Genomic DNA, 19831 nt, shown 5'->3' with positions numbered 1-19831 from the left:
TTAGCCACGTGATTGGTTGAACATGTTTGAATTTATTCGTACCCATCAGCGCTTAATGCAAATTTTGCTAGCTGTTCTTATTTTGCCGTCATTTGTTTTGTTCGGTAACACTGACGCTTTGCGTTCAATAGGCAAAGAGGCAGGTATTGCAACTGTTGCGGGTGCCCCCATTACCCAGGGCGAGTTTGATCAAGCCTTGCGTGATCAACTAGACCGTATGCGCCAGATGTATGGCCCGCAGTTTGATGCAAAAATGCTTAATACTCCTGAAGCAAGGCAAAGTATTTTGGACGAGTTAATTGCACGCAAGGCGATGGCCGGTGAGATTGCTGTCAAAAAATTGGCAATTGCAGATGCAACATTGCAAGACAATATTACCAAGACGCCAGGCCTGGTGAAGGCTGACGGGCATTTCGACAATGCTGAATATACCCGTCTGCTGGCACAACAAGGCATGACGCCGCCGATGTTTGAGCAGCGTCTGCGCCAGGACATGGTGCTGCAACAATTGCTGAGCCCAGTTCAGGCAAGTGCTTTCGTTTCAAAAACTGTGACCGAGCGTCTTTCTGCCATCAATGAGCAAGAGCGCGAAGTGCAGATGCTGATGTACAAGCCGGGTGATTTTGCGTCACGTGTCAAAGTTACTGATGAAATGCTCAAAGCGTATTACGAAAAAAATACGGCGCAGTTTGAAATTCCCGAGCAAATTAATGCTGAGTACGTAGTCTTGAACAGTGAAGTGCTGGCTGAGCAGACAACGGTATCTGATGCTGATGTCCAGGCTTACTATAAGGCCAATGAAAAATCCTATACGACAGAAGAGCAGCGTCGTGCCAGCCATATTTTGATCGCGGCTGGTAAAGACAGTAGCGATGCAGATAAAGCCAAGGCGAAAGCCAAAGCTGCGGATATTCTTGCTCAACTGCGCAAGAAACCAGAAGATTTCGCCAAACTGGCGAAAGAGAATTCTGATGACCCAGGTTCCAAGGAAAAAGGTGGTGATCTGGATTTCTTTGGCAAAGGTGCGATGGTTCCACAGTTTGATGAAAGTGTATTCAAGCTCAAGCAAGGTGAGATCAGTGAGCTGGTGCAGTCTGACTATGGCTTTCACATCATCACTGTGACAGGGATCAAACCTGCTGGCGTAAAAACTCTGGATGAAGTCAAAGCGCAAATTGCTGCCGATATCAAAAAGCAAAAAGCTGGCAAGGCATATACTGAAGCTGCCGAAACGTTTACCAATGTCTTGTACGAGCAAGGCGATAGCTTGAAGCCTGCAGCAGAAAAGCTGAAGCTGAAAATACAAACGGTGAATGGCTTGTCACGTAACAGTAAACCAGGTCTGCCAGCAACGGTAGAAACCAATAGCCCTAAATTCCTGAAGGCGATTTTCTCTGACGACGTGGTCAAGAAAAAGCATAATACAGAAGCAGTTGAAGTTGCCCCGAATACCTTGATTGCTGGCCGTATTGTTGAATACAAACCCGCATCCAAGCGCCCGTTTGAAGAAGTGAAGGCATCAATTCAGGCGCAGGTGACTGCAACTGAAGCTGCAGCACTGGCTGAAAAAGAAGGCATAGCCAAACTGGCTGCGTTGAAGGCTGCAGATTCAACGGCTGGATTTACAGAAGCAAAAATGGTGTCCCGTTTGAAGAATCAGGATATCCCAAGTGCTGCGTTGGTTGATGTGATGCGCGCTGATACACAGAAATTGCCTGCCTTTGTCGGCACACACCTGGGTAATGCTGGCTATGTGATTTTCCGTATAAGTAAAGTCACCGCGGGTACACCTGATGCGGCACGCCGTGCTTCAGAAGCACAGCAATTGACGAGCATGCAGTCTGCTCAAAATCTGTATTCATATATAGAATTGTTGAAGCACAAAGCCAAGGTCACTATCAATAAGGCAGCAGTGACAGCACCAGTAACTGCCGCACCATAATTCAGCATCATCTTGCTGTTAAAAAAGACATCCTCTGGATGTCTTTTTTTTTGCTTTTTTTAAAAACTGATTCTTCAGATTTATGCGCATGTTGTCTTTTGCCGGTAATTGATTTTGAATCTGGCTGCATTTGATTTGCATCAATGTAGCTGGGCAAGGTGATTGTTATTCTGGCGGTGTATTTTTACAACAGAGTGAGATCATGACAATAACTAAAGAAAACACATACAACTATCGGGTTGTACGGCAATTTTCTGTCATGGCAGTGGTTTGGGGAATCGTCGGCATGCTCGTGGGCGTGGTGATTGCTACCCAGCTTGCCTGGCCAGAATTTCTGGGGGGCATACCGTGGTTGAGTTATGGCCGTTTGCGCCCCTTGCATACCAATGCCGTGATCTTTGCCTTTGGTGGCTGCGCCTTGTTTGCCACTTCCTATTACGTCGTCCAGCGCACATCCAATGTGCGCTTGTTTTCTGAGGGCCTTGCTGAATTCACATTCTGGGGCTGGCAACTGGTGATCGTCGCTGCAGCCATCAGCTTGCCTATGGGCTTTACCCAGGGTAAAGAATATGCGGAGCTGGAATGGCCTATCGACCTGCTGATCGCCGTGGTTTGGGTATCCTATGCCGTGGTGTTTTTTGGCACACTGGTCAAGCGCAAGGTGGAGCACATTTATGTGGCGAACTGGTTTTATGGTGCCTTCATTATCGCGGTAGCAGTTTTGCATATCGTCAATAGCGCTGCCATCCCGGTGTCGTTCATGAAATCCTATTCTGCTTATTCTGGCGTGCAGGATGCGATGGTGCAGTGGTGGTACGGCCATAATGCTGTCGGCTTCTTTTTGACGGCTGGCTTTCTGGGCATGATGTATTACTTCATCCCCAAGCAAATTGAGCGCCCGGTTTATTCCTATCGCTTGTCCATCGTTCACTTCTGGGCATTGATCTTCACTTATATGTGGGCAGGCCCGCATCACTTGCATTACACCGCCTTGCCTGACTGGGCGCAATCCATAGGCATGTTGTTTTCGCTGATTTTGCTGGCTCCGTCCTGGGGTGGTATGGTCAACGGCATCATGACCTTGTCCGGTGCCTGGAGCAAGTTGCGTTCTGACCCTATCCTGCGTTTCCTCATCGTGTCCCTGTCTTTCTATGGCATGTCGACCTTTGAAGGCCCGATGATGGCGATCAAGACCGTGAATGCCTTGTCTCACTATACAGACTGGACTGTTGGCCACGTTCACTCCGGTGCTCTGGGTTGGGTAGGCTTCATCACCATCGGCAGCTTGTATTACCTGATCCCGCGCCTGTTTGGTCAGACGCAGATGTATAGCAAACGTCTCATTGAAGTGCATTTCTGGGTGGCGACGATAGGTGTGGTCTTGTACATCGCGTCCATGTGGATTGCCGGTGTCATGCAGGGCCTGATGTGGCGTGCAGTGAATGAGGATGGCACGCTGACTTACTCCTTTGTTGAGAGCGTCAAGGCAACCTATCCCTATTACGTGATACGTATGCTGGGTGGTCTGTTGTACCTGAGTGGCATGCTGGTAATGGCTTACAACGTCACAAAAACGATCGTGGCTGCCAAGCCTGTCAATAATGCGATCCCGGCTTTGCCTGCAACTGCAGCACATGCATAAATCAAAGGAGAAATTGAATGCGTAATTTTACTCATGACTTGATTGAGCGGAATGTGGGCTTGCTGCTGGTGCTGGTGATCCTGACCATCAGTGTCGGCGGCCTGGTTGAAATCGTTCCTTTGTTTTTTCAAAAATCAACGACCCAGCCAGTACAGGGCATGCAGCCTTATTCGGCGCTGCAACTGGCAGGTCGTGACGTTTATCTGAGAGAAGGCTGCTATGGCTGTCATTCACAGATGATACGCCCTTTCCGTGCCGAGACTGAACGCTATGGCCATTATTCTGTGGCAGGTGAATCTGTCTACGACCACCCCTTTCAATGGGGGAGCAAACGCACTGGCCCCGATCTGGCGCGTGTTGGCGGACGCTACAGCGATACCTGGCACAAAGACCATCTGAATGATCCGCGTTCGGTCGTGGTGGAGTCGAATATGCCTGCCTATCCATGGCTGGCTAAAACACAGCTCGTGCCTGATGAGGTCACGCCCAAACTCAAAGCCATGAAAGCCTTGGGAGTGCCTTACACCGATGCGCAAATCAAGGCTGGTGCTTCTGAGTTGGCGAACAAGACTGAACTGGATGCGGTGATCGCTTATCTGCAAGTGTTGGGCACTGCGATCACGAACAAGAATTGACAGAGGAATGGCCTGGCCCTGTTTTTGAGTGGCCCGGCTATTCGGGGAGAAATTAAAAATGAATTTCACAATAATCAGCAGCGTCGTTACCGTCATCAGCCTCATCGTATTCCTTGGCATTATCTACTGGGCATTTAGTGCGGGTAACAAGGAAAGGTTTGAAAAAATGGCGCGCTTGCCAATTGATAATGAGAATGGAAAATAGCCATGGCAGACTTTTTTAATGAATGGTGGAGTACCGGCATCGCCATCGCTACGGCCTTGTCCATGCTGGCCTGCGTGTTACTGCTGTGGTCACAATCCAAGGTCAAGGTCAAAGTCGGCAGCGATGGCAAGCCCTTGCCTGCAGAAACCACTGGCCACGTCTGGGACGGCGACTTGATGGAACAAAACAACCCCCTGCCTAAATGGTGGATGTGGCTGTTTTATCTGACCGTGGTGTATAGCGTTGGCTACCTGATTGTGTACCCTGGTTTTGGCAAATGGCAGGGCACATTTGGCTGGAGTCAAAAAGGTGAATATGAAAAAGAAATGAAAGATGGTGAGGCGCAATATGGCCCTATCTTCAATAAATATCTTGCCATGGATATCAAGGCAGTTGCCAAAGATCCGCAAGCCCGTGAAATTGGTCAGCGTCTGTTCCTGAACACCTGCGCACAATGCCATGGCTCTGATGCGCAAGGCGGCAAGGGCTATCCTAATCTGGCCGACAATGACTGGCTGTATGGTGGTGACCCACAAACCATCCTGACTACCATACGCGAAGGCCGCCATGGCCAGATGCCACCCATGGGCGTGGCGCTGGGTACTGATGATGATGTTCGTAACGTCGCCAATTATGTATTGAGCCTGTCCAATTCTGCGTATGACCCTATCAAGGCCGCATTAGGCAAATCCAAATTCGCTGCTTGCGCCGCCTGTCATGGTGGTGATGGGAAGGGTAATCAGGCACTGGGTGCACCAAACCTGACGGATAAAGTGTGGCTATATGGTGGCGGTATTGAAAACGTCATGGAAACCATCAACAAGGGACGCAATAACCAGATGCCAGCGCATAAAACCATTTTGACGGACGGCAAGCTGCACCTGCTGGCTGCCTATGTCTGGGGACTGTCAAATAATTCAGCTTCTGCACAGATTGGCGATGCCGACGTTGGCGCAGTCAAACAGATCGCTGCAACGGCATCGGGCGCGGCGAACTCAAACAAGTAAGTGAATGATAACCATGACAACGCCAATCATACGCAGGGAGGGAAAGTGATCATACAGCATGTCCCGCCTGCATTGTTTGGCCTTGCCACCTTGTCTTATTAAGAAAAACAGAATCACGATGAAGCACATACCCATCATCCAGGTGCCGATAGAAGAAGCTGAATTGGCGCTTTTTGAAGAGCGCAGGAAGATCTATCCACGTACGCAAACAGGCTGGTTTTCTTCCTGGCGTTGGGTGCTGGTGTTTTTTACCCAGGCTTTGTTTTATGGCACAGCCTGGCTGAACTGGAATGACAGACAGGCAGTATTGTTTGATCTGGTAGCACGTAAATTTTATATTTTTGGCCTGGTTCTATGGCCACAGGATTTTATTTATCTGGCAGTCTTGCTGGTCATTTCTGCCCTGAGTCTATTTTTGTTTACCGCCATTGCTGGCAGAGTGTTTTGTGGTTATGCCTGTCCGCAAACCGTGTACACGGAAATCTTTTTATGGATAGAACAGAAGATAGAAGGTGAGCGTAATGCCAGGATCAAGCTGGATGCCGCGCCCATGTCGGCACGCAAGTTTTCACTCAAATTCATCAAGCATTTCATCTGGATAACGCTGGCACTGTGGACGGGTTTTACCTTTGTCGGTTATTTCACACCCATACGTGAACTGGCGATAGAAGTGGGCAATTTTACGCTAGGCCCATGGGAAACATTCTGGTTCCTGTTCTATGGCTTTGCCACTTATGGTAATGCGGGCTGGATGCGTGAGCAGGTCTGCAAATATATGTGTCCTTATGCACGCTTCCAGAGTGCCATGTTTGACAAGGACACACTGATTGTTACTTACGATACCGCACGTGGCGATCCTCGCGGTTCAAGGAACAAGAAAGTCGACTACAAGGCACAAGGCCTGGGTGACTGTGTCGATTGCGGGATTTGCGTGCAGGTCTGTCCTACCGGAATTGATATCCGTGAAGGCTTGCAATATGAGTGTATCGCCTGCGGTGCCTGTATTGATGGCTGTGACCAGGTCATGGACAAGATGGGCTATGAACGGGGTTTGATACGCTATACCACCGAACATGCGCTGACACGAAAACTGGATGACAAAGCCATGTGGAGGCGGGTGTTCCGCATGCGTACCCTGATCTACGGTGGTTTGCTGGGTTTGATTATTTTACTGGCAGCCGTTTCTCTGGCCCTGCATACGCCTTTAAAGCTTGATGTCATTAAAGACCGCGGCATGCCCAAGATCACAGAAACGGGTGCGATAGAAAATGTCTATCGCCTGCAAGTGATGAACACCCAGGAGTCCGCCCGGCATTACAGTGTGGAAGTGCAGGGTGCAAGTGGTGCAGTTATCGTGAATTCAGCTAATCTTGAAGTTGGATCTGCAACAGCAAAAGCCTTCCCGATCAGGGTCAGGGTGCCAGCAAATGTGTTGGCCAAAGGTTCCAATCGCATACGCTTTATTGTCAAGGATCTGGACTCGCCAGAAGTGACTGTGACTGAAAAAGCCGTGTTCATCGTTCCACGATAGGAGAAGAAAATGGAAGCCAGTTTGATGCCCCCAAAATCCAGGCGTGATACCTGGTACAAAGAACCATGGTTGCTGCTGGTTGCTGGTGGTCCGGCATTTGTGGTTTGCGCAAGTATTTACACTGGCTACATTGCCATGCGTGGCGCTGATAAGGTCGTCGCCGAAGACTATTACAAGCAAGGCTTGATGATCAACAAAGATATACAGCGTGACGCCAGGGCCAGGGAATTGCAACTGAATGCCTACATCAATGCTGACTTTGTCAAAGGCAAGATCATGTTGCAACTCAGTGGCAAGAGCAATTTGCCAGAGACCATACAACTCAGTATGGCCAATGCCGCTGCTGGCAGTAATTCTGTCAGTGAAGTCATCCGCCGACTACCTATGAAACAGACCTCGCCTGGACAGTATGAAGGTGACTTGAAATTGATGCCCAAGGCGGGTGAGGGAACTGTAAAGCTGTTTCATATCAAACTGGAGACAACAGACTGGCGTTTGACAGGTGACTGGTTTGATCCAGAACAAAAATCGGTGCAACTGAATGCAGCAAAATGAAGGTAATCCCTGAAAGCTTGCTGACCTGAGGCTGGATAACCACTAGAAGGGGACAGGATTTGGAAAATAGCACTATCACATCACGCAAACCACAGTTGCGCTCCATGTTAATGATCGTCTTGTGGCCTGCATTTTTGATGGCTTGTGCGGCAACTGGCTTGTTTTTCAGCCTTATTGATCCTATGGAAATGATTGTGCTGGATCAGCGCCTGCAAATGCATGAAACTGGTGTTTACACAGTAGGTTTTTTTGCCTTCTGGATGCTGGGAATTCTGTCTAGTGGTTTAACGGCCTTGCTTGTGCAGAAAGCACATTGAGACATCATCATGAAAATGAACGAACTGGCTGCATTTCCAGCAATAGAAATCCCAGAAGCTTTGATACGTCGTTTCGACAGTCTGGGGCCGAGATACACGTCTTACCCAACGGCAGACAGATTCATGGAAGGTTTTACTGCAGAATCTTACATACTCTACCTGGAAGAGCGCAGCCGTTTATTGAACAAGCCGCCTTTATCGCTATACATACACATTCCGTTTTGTGCTTCGTTGTGTTACTACTGCGCCTGCAATAAGGTCATTACCAAAGACCATGGACGCTCAGCCAAATATCTGGAATATCTGGCCAAAGAGTTGAAGCTGGTCACAGGGCATTTGCATCACAGGGAAACCCTGAGCCAGTTGCATCTGGGTGGTGGTACGCCTACCTTCCTCAGTCATGCTGAACTGCGTCAGTTGATGCACTTGCTGCGCGAACATTTTGATTTTTCTGATGATGCTGAAATCTCGATAGAAATAGATCCGCGCACAGTCACGACAGAGACCTTGCAATTGTTGGCGGAGCTGGGTTTCAACCGCACCAGCCTGGGTGTGCAGGACTTCAATGCTGATGTGCAAAAGGCAGTGCACCGTATCCAGCCTTATGAGATGGTGGCACAAACTGTCGCTGATAGCCGCGCCTGTGGTTTTCAATCCATCAATTTTGATTTGATCTATGGCTTGCCCAAGCAAAATCTGGACAGTTTTTCGCAAACCCTGGATCAGGTCATCGCACTCTCGCCAGCACGCATTGCGCTGTATAACTACGCACACCTGCCGACCAGGTTTAAACCACAGCGCCGTATTGCCGAAGCAGATTTGCCTTCTGCAGAACAGCGCTTGCAGATTTTTTTGATGTCGATCAAACGCTTGCTGGCTGAGGGTTACATTTACATAGGTCTCGATCATTTCGCCAAACCGGATGACAGCCTGGCATTGGCAACGCTGGATGGTAGCCTGCATCGGAATTTTCAGGGTTACACCACGCGCGCAGATTGCGATCTTATTGCCCTGGGCTTGTCGGCGATAGGCAAGGTGGGCGCGTCTTATGGTCAGAATCTGCGCACGCTGGATGAATACTATGCCAGTCTGGACAAGGGAATATTGCCTGTCGAGAAAGGATACCATCTTGATGTTGATGATATCTTGCGCAGGCAGATCATCATGAGCCTGATGTGCAGTAATACCCTGAATTTCAAATTTCTTGAGATTCAATATGGCATCTCTTTCTCCGATTACTTTGCTGCTGAATTGCTGAAGCTGCAAGACTATGCCAAAGAAGGCATAGTACTTATTGATGATGCCAGTATCAGCATTCCTGCCAAAGGGCGTTTGTTCGTACGCGCACTGGCGATGGTCTTTGATTGCTACCTGTCGCAGCAGTCAGGTGCCCGGTATTCCAAATTGATTTGATATGCTGACCCTCCCTTTGGTATTTGCCGCGATGACTGCCGGTGCCATAGGTGGTGTCCATTGTGTTGGAATGTGCGGTGGGATCTCCATGCTGTTGACGCAGGCGGGGCAGAAACGCGATAGTCCAGCCAGTAAAACCATTCCGATTGCCGTTGTACCCCAGGGCGGGACTGGACAAATTGCCGTCAATTTGCAAGCCAGAGTGTTATATCAAGGCCTATTACAAAGCGGTCGCATTTTTACCTATGTAATTGCTGGCGCTATTCTTGGTGGCCTTGGAACGGCAGGCATGTTGTTCAAACCTTATTTGCCAGTACAGCAAATTCTGTTCGTTGTTGGCAATCTGATGTTGATACTTCTTGGATTGCGCGTATTGGGTCTGTCGCCGCAAATCCCTTTTCTGCAAAGTTTTTTGGCGAAATTACATGCGGGATTGACCAGGAGACTGCCATCGCTGCAACAGGCAGCAAAATATCCATTTTTATTGGGGATGAGCTGGGGTTGCCTGCCTTGCGGCCTTTTGTACGGTGTTGCGCCATTTGCCTTGCTGTCGGGTGATGCCTGGTCAGGTGCTTTGCTGATGCTGGTGTTTGGCGTGTTTGCATTGCCGCATTTATTACTGACTCAGGCAGTCATGCAACAGGCGCAGAATAAAAAAATCATGCGTGGCCTGCGTTATCTGGGGGCAGCAATCTTGATAGGGCTAGGTGCTTTAGGGCTTTGGCATTTTGATATGAAGGATATGCCATCATTCTTATGTCTGGTGCCAACTGCCTGAGAGGGCGGCAGGTAAGGTAACAAGGGCGGTATCAAGCCTTGATATCGATCAACGTACCCAGTAATTCATCTGCGGTCTTGATGATTTTTGCAGACAGATCAAAACCTGCTTTAAATTGTATGGATTGCACGATTTCGCTGGTCAGATCAGTACCGCTCAGTTCTTGCGAAGCCAGGCTGCTGCCTTCCCGGCTGATATTGGCAATCACACCACCTGCAGGCTGTTCTTGAAAACTGACTTGTTGAGGGACGAAACCTGAAGTGCTGGCATTCGCCACATTGTGGCCAGAACTGTCCAGCGCACGAGTGTAAGCCTTGAGTCCTGAAAGGCCACTGTTAAGCGCTGAAACTGACATGAAGTACTCCAAATACAATGTGATTACAAGGTGATTTAATGAAAGCTTATACCGGAACGGATAAGTTTGCACGGCTATTCAATTTGCTTAACTTATTTGCTTGATTTATTTACTTAATTTAGTGGCAAATTAATTTTCAGCCTGGTTCCTTCGCCAGGTTGGCTATCAACCAGAAACTCTCCCTGCATGGCCTTGACGCGCTCGCGCATGCCGACCAGACCAAAAGAGCGTGATTTGCGCATCTCATCGGCCTCTATGCCTTTGCCATTATCCGTAATGCTGAAACTGAGGGTACTTGGACTGCGTTCGAACGCGATTTGCACTTCCGTGGCATGTGCATGCCTGACCACATTCGTCAGTGACTCCTGGACGATGCGGAAGATGGCCGTACTGCGCGCGTCGTCGAGCGCCAGTTGTTCTTCATTTGCTTCCAGGTCACAAGCTATCCCATGTCGTTGGGAAAAATCTTTTTGCAGGGTTTGCAGGGCAAAGTACAGGCCGCCTTCATCCAGAGCACGTGGCCTGAGGTCGGTGGCAATGCGCCTCAGAGTGGTGATGGAGGTCAGTAACAACTGGTCCATGCTATTCAGGGTTTGCTGGGTTTTGCCTGTCAATACACTATCTCTTTGCAGTAGCGATAAATCCATGCGCAGGGCGGCCAGTAATTGACCGAGATCGTCATGCAGTTCACGCGCAATATGCTTGCGTTCTTCTTCACGTATGCTTTGCAGGGCAGCTGATAACTGTGTCAGTTCATCATGGTAAAGCGCCATTTTTTCTTTGGCGACCTTGCGTTCTGTGATGTCGCGGAAGATGACGGTATAAAAACGTTTGCCGTTTTCAATCTGGCTCGAAATTGAGGCTTCAATCGGGAACTCTTCACCATCGGCTTTGACACCAGTGACGTAAAAGTCATCAAAATTTCCACCCATCTTCCTGCGGGTCTCACCAGTCTCACCGAATTGCTGCACATGTTTGCCGTGCACCTTACGATGACGCTCCGGTAATACAAGATCAAGCGATGCGCCCATCAGGTCCTGCACCTCGTAGCCGAAAGCGGTCGCGGCTGCAGGATTGACGAGGATGATGGATTGCGTTTCATCGATGGTGATGATGCCGTCTATCGCCGTATCTATCATGCGGCTCAGGCGTTCACGCTCTATACTCAGTTCGTGGGCTGAGTTAGCCAGATTTTGACTGGTTTCCGCCAGACTGGCGTAGGGTGTATGGATATTCACAGCCACCATGCCGCGATAAATCGCGATTGCGGCCAGCAACTGGAACACATGACCGATAGCGACAAAGACATCATTGCCATCGACATAAATGGCGAAATACACTTCAGAGATGGCCAACAGGATGGCAGCAAGGAACAGCGGGGCTCGCTCTATCTGCAGGCGTTCGCCTTGCTCGCCCGGTTCGGAGATGGCTTCGTTCCGCTTGTTCAATTGATAGGCAGTAAACAGGTTGATAGCAATCAGACCGACTTCGCAAGCCATTTTGAAGGAAGTTTGCCCTTCGCCCTGGATATAGGTCAGTGGTAACAGATGTGGCAGCGCAAATACCATCATCATCCATCCAGCTGTCGCTATCAGGCCCGCAATCAGCACAAAATAGGCTTGTGCCGGACTGACCTCAGAATCCTCCGGTGCCAGCGCCAGACCCAGCAGGGTAGTGGCGATGAATGAGCGCGACAGCAGCCAGAACAACAGGGATTTATGCATGTCTTCGGTATCTGGAAAACCGGGCATGCCCTGAAAGCTTATCGCATGCATGAAGCCCAGGATGGCGGTACACAGAAACGCGACTGCCAGAATGACACTACTCTTCTTTCGCGCACCACCAAAGGCATTCCAGCAGACGATAAATACCGAAGTAAATATCACGATGGTGATGGTTTCAAGCACTGTATGTACGGGCAAAGGAGCAGGCATCTGGATTGCCGACAGGGAGGCGTGATTCAACCATAAAATGCTGGACAGCAGCGCAAGCAGACCTGCTATCCAGCGTGCTTTTACCAGTCTTGGATAATCATGTGCCATGTATTTTTTGTTGTTCTATGAAGAGGTAGTTATTTTAATTCGGAAATGTCAGATTGCAGTTCGCTATTCTGGTCACTACAAATGAAAATGACACTCCTGTAAAAGGAGTGTCATTTGCTATAGCGTAAAAATACACAGTTTAATGTGACATCAGTACGGGGAGGGTCATGCTCTGTAAAATAGTTCTGGTAACGCCACCCATGATCATTTCACGGAAACGTGAGTGGCCGTAACCACCCATGACCAGCAAATCATTGTCCAGATCATGTGCCAGCGACAGCAGGGCATTGCCGATATCAGTCGATGTCTTATGCACGCCAACTTCTACCTTGATGCCGTGCCGTGCCAGGTACAGGGCGATATCGGCACCTGGTTGTTCACCGTGGCTGTCGGGTACAGCTTTGGGATTGAAAATAGCCACATGTACCAGTTCTGCGCGGCGCAACAGAGGGATGGCATCCGTAATGGCGCGGGTCGATTCGCGACTGGTATCCCAGGCGATCAATGGCCGCTTTGCCACTGTAGTGACGTCGCCGACATAAGGGATGATCATTATCGGCCGGCCTGAATTCATGATCAGGTATTCAGGGAAGTCAGGCAACACTGACGGTGAAGGTTCATCGCGATTGGTCTGCCCTATGACTACCAGATCGCTATACCTGGCTTGCAGGCCTATGCCGCCGCCAGCTTCATCATTGGCAATCATGCTGTCGTAGGAATTGACTCCCAGTGACTTGGCTTGTTCATTGAAGTTGCTGGCAGCTTTTTCTGCGCGTTCACGCAAATAATTCAGATGTATGGTCAGGTTGGGGTCATTCGCGCTGATATTGCCATCCTGATAGATAAAACGCGAGACACCAGTAACGGCAGTTCCTATCAGGTGGGCTTCGTCGCTTTTGGCAATTTCTGCTGCGACGCGAACGCGAAAATTTGAGCGCTCAGATTCATCAACATGAACCAGTATGGTTTTGTAAGGCATGTTTTGCTCCTTGATGTGAAATCGTGGAAAAAAAACAAGTTTGGCCGAATTTTTGCCAGGGGAACCTGGCAAAAATTGATGACTACTTGCTAAAGCTTACACTAATTTAAGGCAACGGCAACTTCTTTGCCCCATTGTGGCAATAAATTCTTACCAACTAAAGCAGATACCTTTTCACTGACCTTGATGCGTGCCTTGGCTGGTGGCAGGCGACGCAGGGTCTTCAGCGCAGGCACGTCATTGAGGGCAATCTGGCGTTGGTCAACACTGATCAAGCCCATTTCATTGAAGGCAGACAGGGTACGGCTGACTGTTTCCAGGGTCAGTCCCAGATAGCTGCCTATCTCATGGCGGGTCATGCGCAGATTAAAGGTTTTACCAGAGTAACCGAGTTGACTGAAACGTTCACCCAGGGTGGTCAGGAAGCGGGCGACCTTGGCCTCAGCACTCAGGGCACTGAGCATGCCTATCATGATTTGTTCACGCACCAGCTCGCGGCTCATGACACAGAACATGGCCTGTTCCAGTTCGGCATAAACGCGCCCCAATGCGGAAAAGGTTTTGTAAGGCAGCAGGATGATGTCGCAATCAGACAAGGCGACGGCTTCAGACGCATGATGCTGGTTATGTATGCCGTCTATACCAAGCAAATCACCTTTCATGGGGAAACTTAATACCTGTTCATTGCCATATTCATCAAGCAGTACGGTTTTTAAAAAACCGGAATTGACGATATACAGAGTGTCAAAATCCTGGCCTATGGTATGCACCCTTTGACCAGCTTTAAAACGTACATGCTGAAACAGAGCTTCTTCATCAGCGGAAGCGGCAGGTGTAGGAATGCGCAAGAGTTCACAGACTTCCCGCAGATTCGACCAGAGATTGCCATGACAACGCCAGCCCGCTTCATTGGAAATGACTGGAAAGACACTTTTGCTGGCAATGGAAGACTGATTGCCGGTGCTGGTTGTGAAGGCTATTGTAGTCATGATATTTCCCTTGAAAGGTAAGCGACGTTAGTTAATTTATTAATTGATTTGATGATTCGAATCTGGTTGCTGCCAACGCAGCAGGTAATCTTGTAGCAGGCCAAAATCAGTGGATTTGTCGAGGAATCCATCTGCACCTGCGCGCAAGGCATGGATGCGGTTGCCTTCAGTTGCATGATTTGTCAGTACCACCACTTTGATTCCTGGTCTGCTTTGCTTTATGTTTTTCAGCAGTTGCAAGCCATTGCCGTCTGCAAGCTGGATGTCCAGTATCAATGCATCGGCATCATTGGCAAGCAGGGCTTGATAGGCACTGCCCATATCACTTGCCACTCCCAGCACATGCATGCCAGGCACTTCTTCAATGAACCGTATCAGGCGGTTCTGGATCAGGAGTGAATCTTCGACGATGTACAGGTTCATGTTGTGCTTGCTGTGCGTGTTTGCTTAGGCTCTATTATCGTGAGCACGGGCGTTGATTTAAATCAGGGGATGCTGATTTGAAGTGTCAGATTTGACGCTGCGCTTGTAGGAATATTCCTAGAGGGCAATGTATGAGGCGAGCTTGCGCAAGCCATCCTGCATGGACTGGCTGCGCTGTATCAGATATTTTATTGAGGAGTACGGAAGAGGAGGGGCTCAGGCCTGAGGCTGCAAGAGGTGGTGGGCAACGGCGTACTGCACCAGATCAGACAGGGTTGTCATATTCATCTTTTGCATGATGCGGGTCTTGTGCGTGCTGACCGTTTTCACGCTCAAATGCAACAGTTCGCCGATTTCAGTGATGGATCTGCCTTTCACCAAGTGTGTAAACACTTCAAATTCACGGTCAGACAAGCTGGTATGCGGTTGGCTGTCATCCGCAGGCATGGCACTCATGGCCAGTTGCTCTGCCACTTCTATGCTGATATAGGGGCGACCAGAGGCTACCTTGCGCAGGGCGGTGACCAGTTGCGTGCCAGCACTTTCCTTGGTCAGATAGCCACGTGCACCGGCGCGTATGGCACGTACCGCATACTGTTCCTCTTCATGCATGGTGAGTATCAGGATCGGCAGCTTAGGGAATTCATCTTTGATCTGGCGTATCAGGTCTACACCGCTACGGCCAGGCATGGACAAGTCCATCAGCAAGACATCAAATTCGGTATTGCGTACTTTTTCGAGAGTATCGAAACCATCTACCGCCTCGCCAACTACTTGTATATCTTCTATACCTTCAAGTATGCGTTTTAGTCCTTCACGCATGATGGTATGGTCGTCGGCGATCAAGATACGGGTCATAGGAGGCTACAGTACATGTTCAGTTGATGCATCTGACACATGCTTGTGTCAGGGCAAGGATTTTCATCATTGTACTGTAGCCTGACGCGGGATGTGGCCTGTGTCTGACTTATGATTGACTCAGTGATGCTTGATCCTGTGCACCAGTACAGGTATCAGGCACAGTGACAATACCTTGGTCGTGACACTGCCAAGTATGAATTGCCCCAGGCCACTTCTGCCGTGAGAACCCATGAAGATCAGGTCGCAGGCATATTCCTGTGCAGTGTGGACGATTTCTTTGGCAGTGGAGTCATTGAATTGTATGACTTCCTGATAGGCCAGGCCAGCTGCCGCTGCCGCTTCCCTGACTGGCTGCAGATAGCTTTCCGCCAGGGTTTGCATGGCTGCCTGATATTCTTCTTCAGTCGGTCCATTTGGGGGCAGAATGTCCACATACAGTGGATATTGATAATTGCCAGCAACAAAAACGGCGACAACTTCTGCCTGCAATTGTTGGGCAAATTCCAGTCCTGCTGCAACACAGGCATGTGACAGTTCAGAGCCGTCGGTGGGTAACAAGATTCTGGAGTACATATCCTGAGCCTTTCATCATTGAACTTGAAACAGTTGCAGTCCTCTAGTATGTATTCTGATTGTTGCACCGGCTTTGATTTCAAACAAGGGATTTGATGAATTATTCAGCAATTTTTGGCGGCGCATCACTATTGCATACGCAGTTGCTGCTGAAGAAATAGCAGCATTTCCTTGTAGGCAAGTTCCTTGGCGGCAGGGTTACTGCCTGTCGTTACGCCTTGTCCCGGATGTACGCCATTCGGCACATCCATGCGTTTGCGCACTGGCAGGTCCGGGGCATCAAAATCATGATAACTATCGGCAAAGACGCTGACCTTGACTGGAGAGGGGGCGAGCATTTTTTCAAAACTCACGCAAGGGGCAGCAGGTGTCCAGTCATCTTCTGCACCGATCAATATCAACAAGGGTGAGGCGAGACGATAAGTGGGACGAGCTTTCAGGTAAGCTTGGCAGCCAGGATAAAAAGCAACGGCTGCCTTGGGGTAAAGATCATTCTTGCCTGCTGCTTTATGGGCAGTATTCAAGGCATTCAGTGTGGTAGAGCCACCATTCGACCAGCCCAGAAGAGCAATGTTTTTTACATCAACGGTAGCTTGCCTGCCCAGCCATTGCAAAGCGGCCTGTACATCCAGACGGCGGTTGTTGGTGCTGATGTCACGATTTTTGTAGGCACTGCTGCAGATGCTGTTCACACCACGCGGGCGAAAACTGTCTGGCATCAACACATGGTAGCCATTTTCCTGCAATAGCCTGGCCATATTATGATGCCTGGCATTAAGGTCCTGTTCATGTCCCTTACGGGTACTGTAAAGGCCACCACAGCCATGCAGGGCAATGACGGTTGGTGCTGTGGCGGCATTGCCGCCGGCACGGAACCAGAAGGCGTCAAGCTGAACTGCCTGCCCATTTTGCAGGTCCAAACTGGGGAAGCTGACTATTTCTGGTGCATCCACGGCCATTGCCATGCTGTACGTCAGCAGCAGACCAATTAAAAATACGACCCGTGGGTACATTTAAATCAGTGCCTGTAATAAGGGAGTCAACTCTGGTGAATTGCTCCATGTCAGTTGGAGATCCTGGCATTCGTGCCAGAGGGCGAATTCACGCAAGGTTTTTGCCAGGTCCGCCGCCAGGGCTTGAGAAACGCGTATGCCTGGTTCCAGATGCAGGGCCTTGATTTCCAGTATGCCTTCCTTGCGATGGGCTTTGGCATCCATGCGTCCAATCAGGGCACCCTTGCGCAAGACAGGCAGGGTGAAATAGCCATAACGCCGTTTCGGAGCGGGCGTATAGCATTCCAGTTTGTAATCAAAATCAAATAATTCTATGGCGCGTTTTCTGTCCCATACCACCGGGTCGAAAGGAGACAGGATGCGGGTTGCCGTAGCTTTCAGTTTGTTCTCGCTTGCCTGTTCCAGCAAATCGATCCGATCTGGATGCACATAAAACAGGGTGTCGTGCTGATCGACCGTGACGGGTATCAACAAACTTTCTTTGACCAGCTGCGCTGCCTGGTTACTGATATCGGGTTTCCCCATGCGGAAATAATCACTGATCCAGTTTGCCTTGCAAATACCCAATGCGCGGACGGATTGCAATATCTGTGCGCGCTCGCAATGCAGGATGGGTTTCAGGTGTTTTTTGTCATTCCACTTGGGATGCACACGCTCGCGCAAGTCGTAAATGCGCTGGAAATTATGGCGTTTGGCAACCATCAGTTCGCCGGTCGTGAACAAGACTTCAAGTGAACGTTTTTCTGGCTTCCATTCCCACCAGCCACCACTTTTGCCATCGGTGCGTTCAAAGTCTGCCGAACGGCTGGCACCATTTGCATGGATATGTTGACGGACGGTTTCTACTTGGGCTGCATTTTCCTTGAACCATTTGTGGTTGTATTTCCAGCCCAGCCCCCGTGGCGACACCATTTGATGCCGGTACAGACCATAGTCTTCTATCGGCAAGAAGCAGGCTTCATGCGACCAGTATTCAAACAGATGTCCTTCCTCCAGCAATTCATGCAGCCACGCATGCGGATAATTACCAAGGCGGCTCCATAGCACCAGATAAGGGCTGCGCGCAACCACGCTGATGGTGTCAATCTGCAGTGCCGACATATTGCGTATGCAGGCTAGCACATCTTGTTTGCCAGCTTTGCGTGGCGAAGGATTTAATAAACCTTGTGCAGCCAGATGCAGGGCGCGAGCGGAACTGAGTGTCAGATGGAAATCAGTTGCGCTCATAAAATTTTCGCCCAGGATAACGGAGAGAACCGGGGGTTTTAATCCCCCCGCAGATCAGAAGTGTTTTAAGCCGATTGCTGCCCTGACTTCATCGGTAGTCTGCGCAGCGATTTCACGTGCCTTACGTGTACCTTCTTTCAGTATTTGCAAAACCTGACCACGGTCTTTGGCAAATTCTTCACGGCGTTCGCGTATCGGTTTCAATAAATCCTGCAAGATGCCTTCCAGGCGCGCCTTGACGATACTGTCGCCCAGGCCACCACGGACATAATGATCTTTCATTTCTTGTAAGCCGACTTTGTCTTCATCAAAGGCATCAAGGTAGATAAAGGCGACATTGCCTTCCAGATGACCAGGGTCAGCCACGCGCAGATGCAGCGGGTCTGTATAGACATTGCGCACCGCTGCCTTGATCTCGGCAGGTGTAAAGCCAAGGTTGATGACATTGCCCAAAGATTTACTCATCTTGGCTTTACCATCCACACCTGGCAGACGGCCAATTTCAGGCACTAGTGCCTGGCATTCCACCAAAATCTCTTTATTTGCCAGGCGGTTGAAACGACGGACGATTTCATTGGTCTGTTCTATCATTGGTATCTGGTCTTCGCCGACCGGTACCAGACTGGCCTTGAAGGCGCTGATGTCTGCCGCCTGGCTGACCGGGTACGTCAGGAAGCCGGCAGGGATGTCGCGCTCAAAATTGCGCAGTGCGATCTCTTGTTTGATCGTCGGATTGCGTTCCAGTCGCGCTACCGTGACCAGATTGAGGTAGTAGAAAGTTAATTCTGTCAGTTCAGGGATTTGTGACTGGATAAGGATAGTTGATTTGGCCGGGTCTATGCCAACGGCCAGGTAATCAAGCGCCACTTCCATGACATTGTCATGTACCTTGGCAGGGTTTTCCATATTGTCAGTCAGGGCCTGGGCATCAGCCAGCATGATGTATTGCTCATACTGGTTCTGGAATTTGACGCGGTTGCGCAGGCTGCCTACAAAATGGCCAAGGTGCAGAGGGCCGGTAGGGCGGTCGCCCGTCAGTATCAGGTGTTTTTTATTTTCGGTACCAGGGAGCATGCTAAATCCAGTTGGGTGATGCGGTGAAAAATAGCTAGTATACGTAAAAAAAGCCGCTGAATCATGAGCGGCATGACGTATATCAAGGCGTGTTCTGAGGCTATGATGCCGTTTTCAGGCTGACTATGTCAAGTTTGACCAGATTTGATGTGCTTCTATCCCCATTCTGTCCCTGCATTTAATTTAATTCACGCAAAACTATCATCTTGTCATCTGAATTACTTATAAAGTCATTTCCTGCAATGATAAAATCGTGTCTGGTTTTTGTAT

The 19831-nt window shown here is 49.5% G+C and carries 20 protein-coding genes; 10 read left to right on the top strand and 10 right to left on the bottom strand.

Annotation, left to right across the window (positions count from 1 at the left end; translation table 11 throughout):
* The first annotated feature begins 22 nt into the window (after nucleotides 1-22).
* The 10 genes from AC07OI_RS23465 (at nucleotide 23) to AC07OI_RS23420 (ending at nucleotide 10025) form a co-directional block, all read left to right on the top strand.
* Nucleotides 23-1942: a SurA N-terminal domain-containing protein gene (locus AC07OI_RS23465; RefSeq protein ID WP_492705932.1), complete on the top strand. Its 1920-nt coding sequence runs from the start codon at nucleotides 23-25 to the stop codon at nucleotides 1940-1942.
* Between the two features lie 202 nt (nucleotides 1943-2144).
* Nucleotides 2145-3584, top strand: coding sequence for a cytochrome-c oxidase, cbb3-type subunit I (gene ccoN / locus AC07OI_RS23460; RefSeq protein ID WP_492705934.1), 1440 nt, complete (start codon nucleotides 2145-2147; stop codon nucleotides 3582-3584).
* A 17-nt stretch (nucleotides 3585-3601) separates the two neighbouring features.
* Nucleotides 3602-4219: a cytochrome-c oxidase, cbb3-type subunit II gene (gene ccoO / locus AC07OI_RS23455; RefSeq protein WP_492705936.1), complete on the top strand. Its 618-nt coding sequence runs from the start codon at nucleotides 3602-3604 to the stop codon at nucleotides 4217-4219.
* Between the two features lie 58 nt (nucleotides 4220-4277).
* Entirely contained in the window at nucleotides 4278-4424 is a 147-nt protein-coding gene (locus AC07OI_RS23450) for a cbb3-type cytochrome oxidase subunit 3 (RefSeq protein ID WP_492705938.1), read from the top strand.
* 2 nt (nucleotides 4425-4426) lie between these two features.
* Nucleotides 4427-5431 (top strand): cytochrome-c oxidase, cbb3-type subunit III, encoded by a 1005-nt coding sequence (ccoP, locus tag AC07OI_RS23445; protein ID WP_492705940.1) that lies wholly within the window; start codon nucleotides 4427-4429, stop codon nucleotides 5429-5431.
* 118 nt (nucleotides 5432-5549) lie between these two features.
* A complete protein-coding gene (gene ccoG / locus AC07OI_RS23440) occupies nucleotides 5550-6962 on the top strand; it encodes a cytochrome c oxidase accessory protein CcoG (RefSeq protein WP_492705942.1) in 1413 nt (470 codons plus the stop codon).
* A 9-nt stretch (nucleotides 6963-6971) separates the two neighbouring features.
* Complete coding sequence (locus AC07OI_RS23435; RefSeq protein ID WP_495258895.1) at nucleotides 6972-7517, top strand: FixH family protein; 546 nt, start codon at nucleotides 6972-6974, stop codon at nucleotides 7515-7517.
* A 59-nt stretch (nucleotides 7518-7576) separates the two neighbouring features.
* Entirely contained in the window at nucleotides 7577-7834 is a 258-nt protein-coding gene (locus AC07OI_RS23430; protein WP_492705946.1) for a hypothetical protein, read from the top strand.
* 9 nt (nucleotides 7835-7843) lie between these two features.
* Nucleotides 7844-9247 carry an oxygen-independent coproporphyrinogen III oxidase gene (hemN, locus tag AC07OI_RS23425; protein ID WP_492705947.1) on the top strand — a complete coding sequence of 468 codons (1404 nt, stop codon included), beginning with the start codon at nucleotides 7844-7846 and terminating at the stop codon, nucleotides 9245-9247.
* Nucleotide 9248: 1 nt separating this feature from the next.
* Nucleotides 9249-10025 carry a sulfite exporter TauE/SafE family protein gene (locus AC07OI_RS23420; RefSeq protein WP_495258894.1) on the top strand — a complete coding sequence of 259 codons (777 nt, stop codon included), beginning with the start codon at nucleotides 9249-9251 and terminating at the stop codon, nucleotides 10023-10025.
* Nucleotides 10026-10056: 31 nt separating this feature from the next.
* Here the strand turns inward: AC07OI_RS23420 and AC07OI_RS23415 are convergent, their stop codons facing one another.
* From AC07OI_RS23415 to trpS, 10 genes are all read right to left on the bottom strand, one after another.
* Nucleotides 10057-10380, bottom strand: coding sequence for a flagellar basal body rod C-terminal domain-containing protein (locus AC07OI_RS23415; protein ID WP_495258893.1), 324 nt, complete (start codon nucleotides 10378-10380; stop codon nucleotides 10057-10059).
* Nucleotides 10381-10493: 113 nt separating this feature from the next.
* Entirely contained in the window at nucleotides 10494-12422 is a 1929-nt protein-coding gene (locus AC07OI_RS23410) for an MASE3 domain-containing protein (protein WP_495258892.1), read from the bottom strand.
* A gap of 139 nt (nucleotides 12423-12561) precedes the next feature.
* The gene (locus AC07OI_RS23405; protein ID WP_495258891.1) at nucleotides 12562-13401 is read right to left on the bottom strand and encodes a universal stress protein; all 840 of its coding nucleotides are present in this window, start codon (nucleotides 13399-13401) and stop codon (nucleotides 12562-12564) included.
* 101 nt (nucleotides 13402-13502) lie between these two features.
* A complete protein-coding gene (locus AC07OI_RS23400) occupies nucleotides 13503-14390 on the bottom strand; it encodes a helix-turn-helix domain-containing protein (RefSeq protein WP_492705956.1) in 888 nt (295 codons plus the stop codon).
* Between the two features lie 39 nt (nucleotides 14391-14429).
* On the bottom strand, nucleotides 14430-14813 hold the full coding sequence (locus AC07OI_RS23395; protein ID WP_492705958.1) for a response regulator: 384 nt from the start codon (nucleotides 14811-14813) through the stop codon (nucleotides 14430-14432).
* Between the two features lie 216 nt (nucleotides 14814-15029).
* Nucleotides 15030-15671: a response regulator gene (locus AC07OI_RS23390; RefSeq protein WP_492705960.1), complete on the bottom strand. Its 642-nt coding sequence runs from the start codon at nucleotides 15669-15671 to the stop codon at nucleotides 15030-15032.
* Between the two features lie 120 nt (nucleotides 15672-15791).
* Nucleotides 15792-16247: a universal stress protein gene (locus AC07OI_RS23385; RefSeq protein WP_492705962.1), complete on the bottom strand. Its 456-nt coding sequence runs from the start codon at nucleotides 16245-16247 to the stop codon at nucleotides 15792-15794.
* Nucleotides 16248-16375: 128 nt separating this feature from the next.
* Nucleotides 16376-17212: a dienelactone hydrolase family protein gene (locus tag AC07OI_RS23380; protein WP_495258890.1), complete on the bottom strand. Its 837-nt coding sequence runs from the start codon at nucleotides 17210-17212 to the stop codon at nucleotides 16376-16378.
* Between the two features lie 48 nt (nucleotides 17213-17260).
* Nucleotides 17261-18487, bottom strand: a complete 1227-nt coding sequence (locus AC07OI_RS23375) for a winged helix-turn-helix domain-containing protein (RefSeq protein WP_495258889.1) — start codon at nucleotides 18485-18487, stop codon at nucleotides 17261-17263.
* A 54-nt stretch (nucleotides 18488-18541) separates the two neighbouring features.
* A complete protein-coding gene (gene trpS, locus AC07OI_RS23370; RefSeq protein WP_492705968.1) occupies nucleotides 18542-19561 on the bottom strand; it encodes a tryptophan--tRNA ligase in 1020 nt (339 codons plus the stop codon).
* Nucleotides 19562-19831: the final 270 nt, after the last annotated feature.

It is taken from the genome of Undibacterium sp. GW821-FHT07F11 (assembly GCF_059418665.1).
This window is presented reverse-complemented; position numbering and strand designations above follow the sequence as displayed.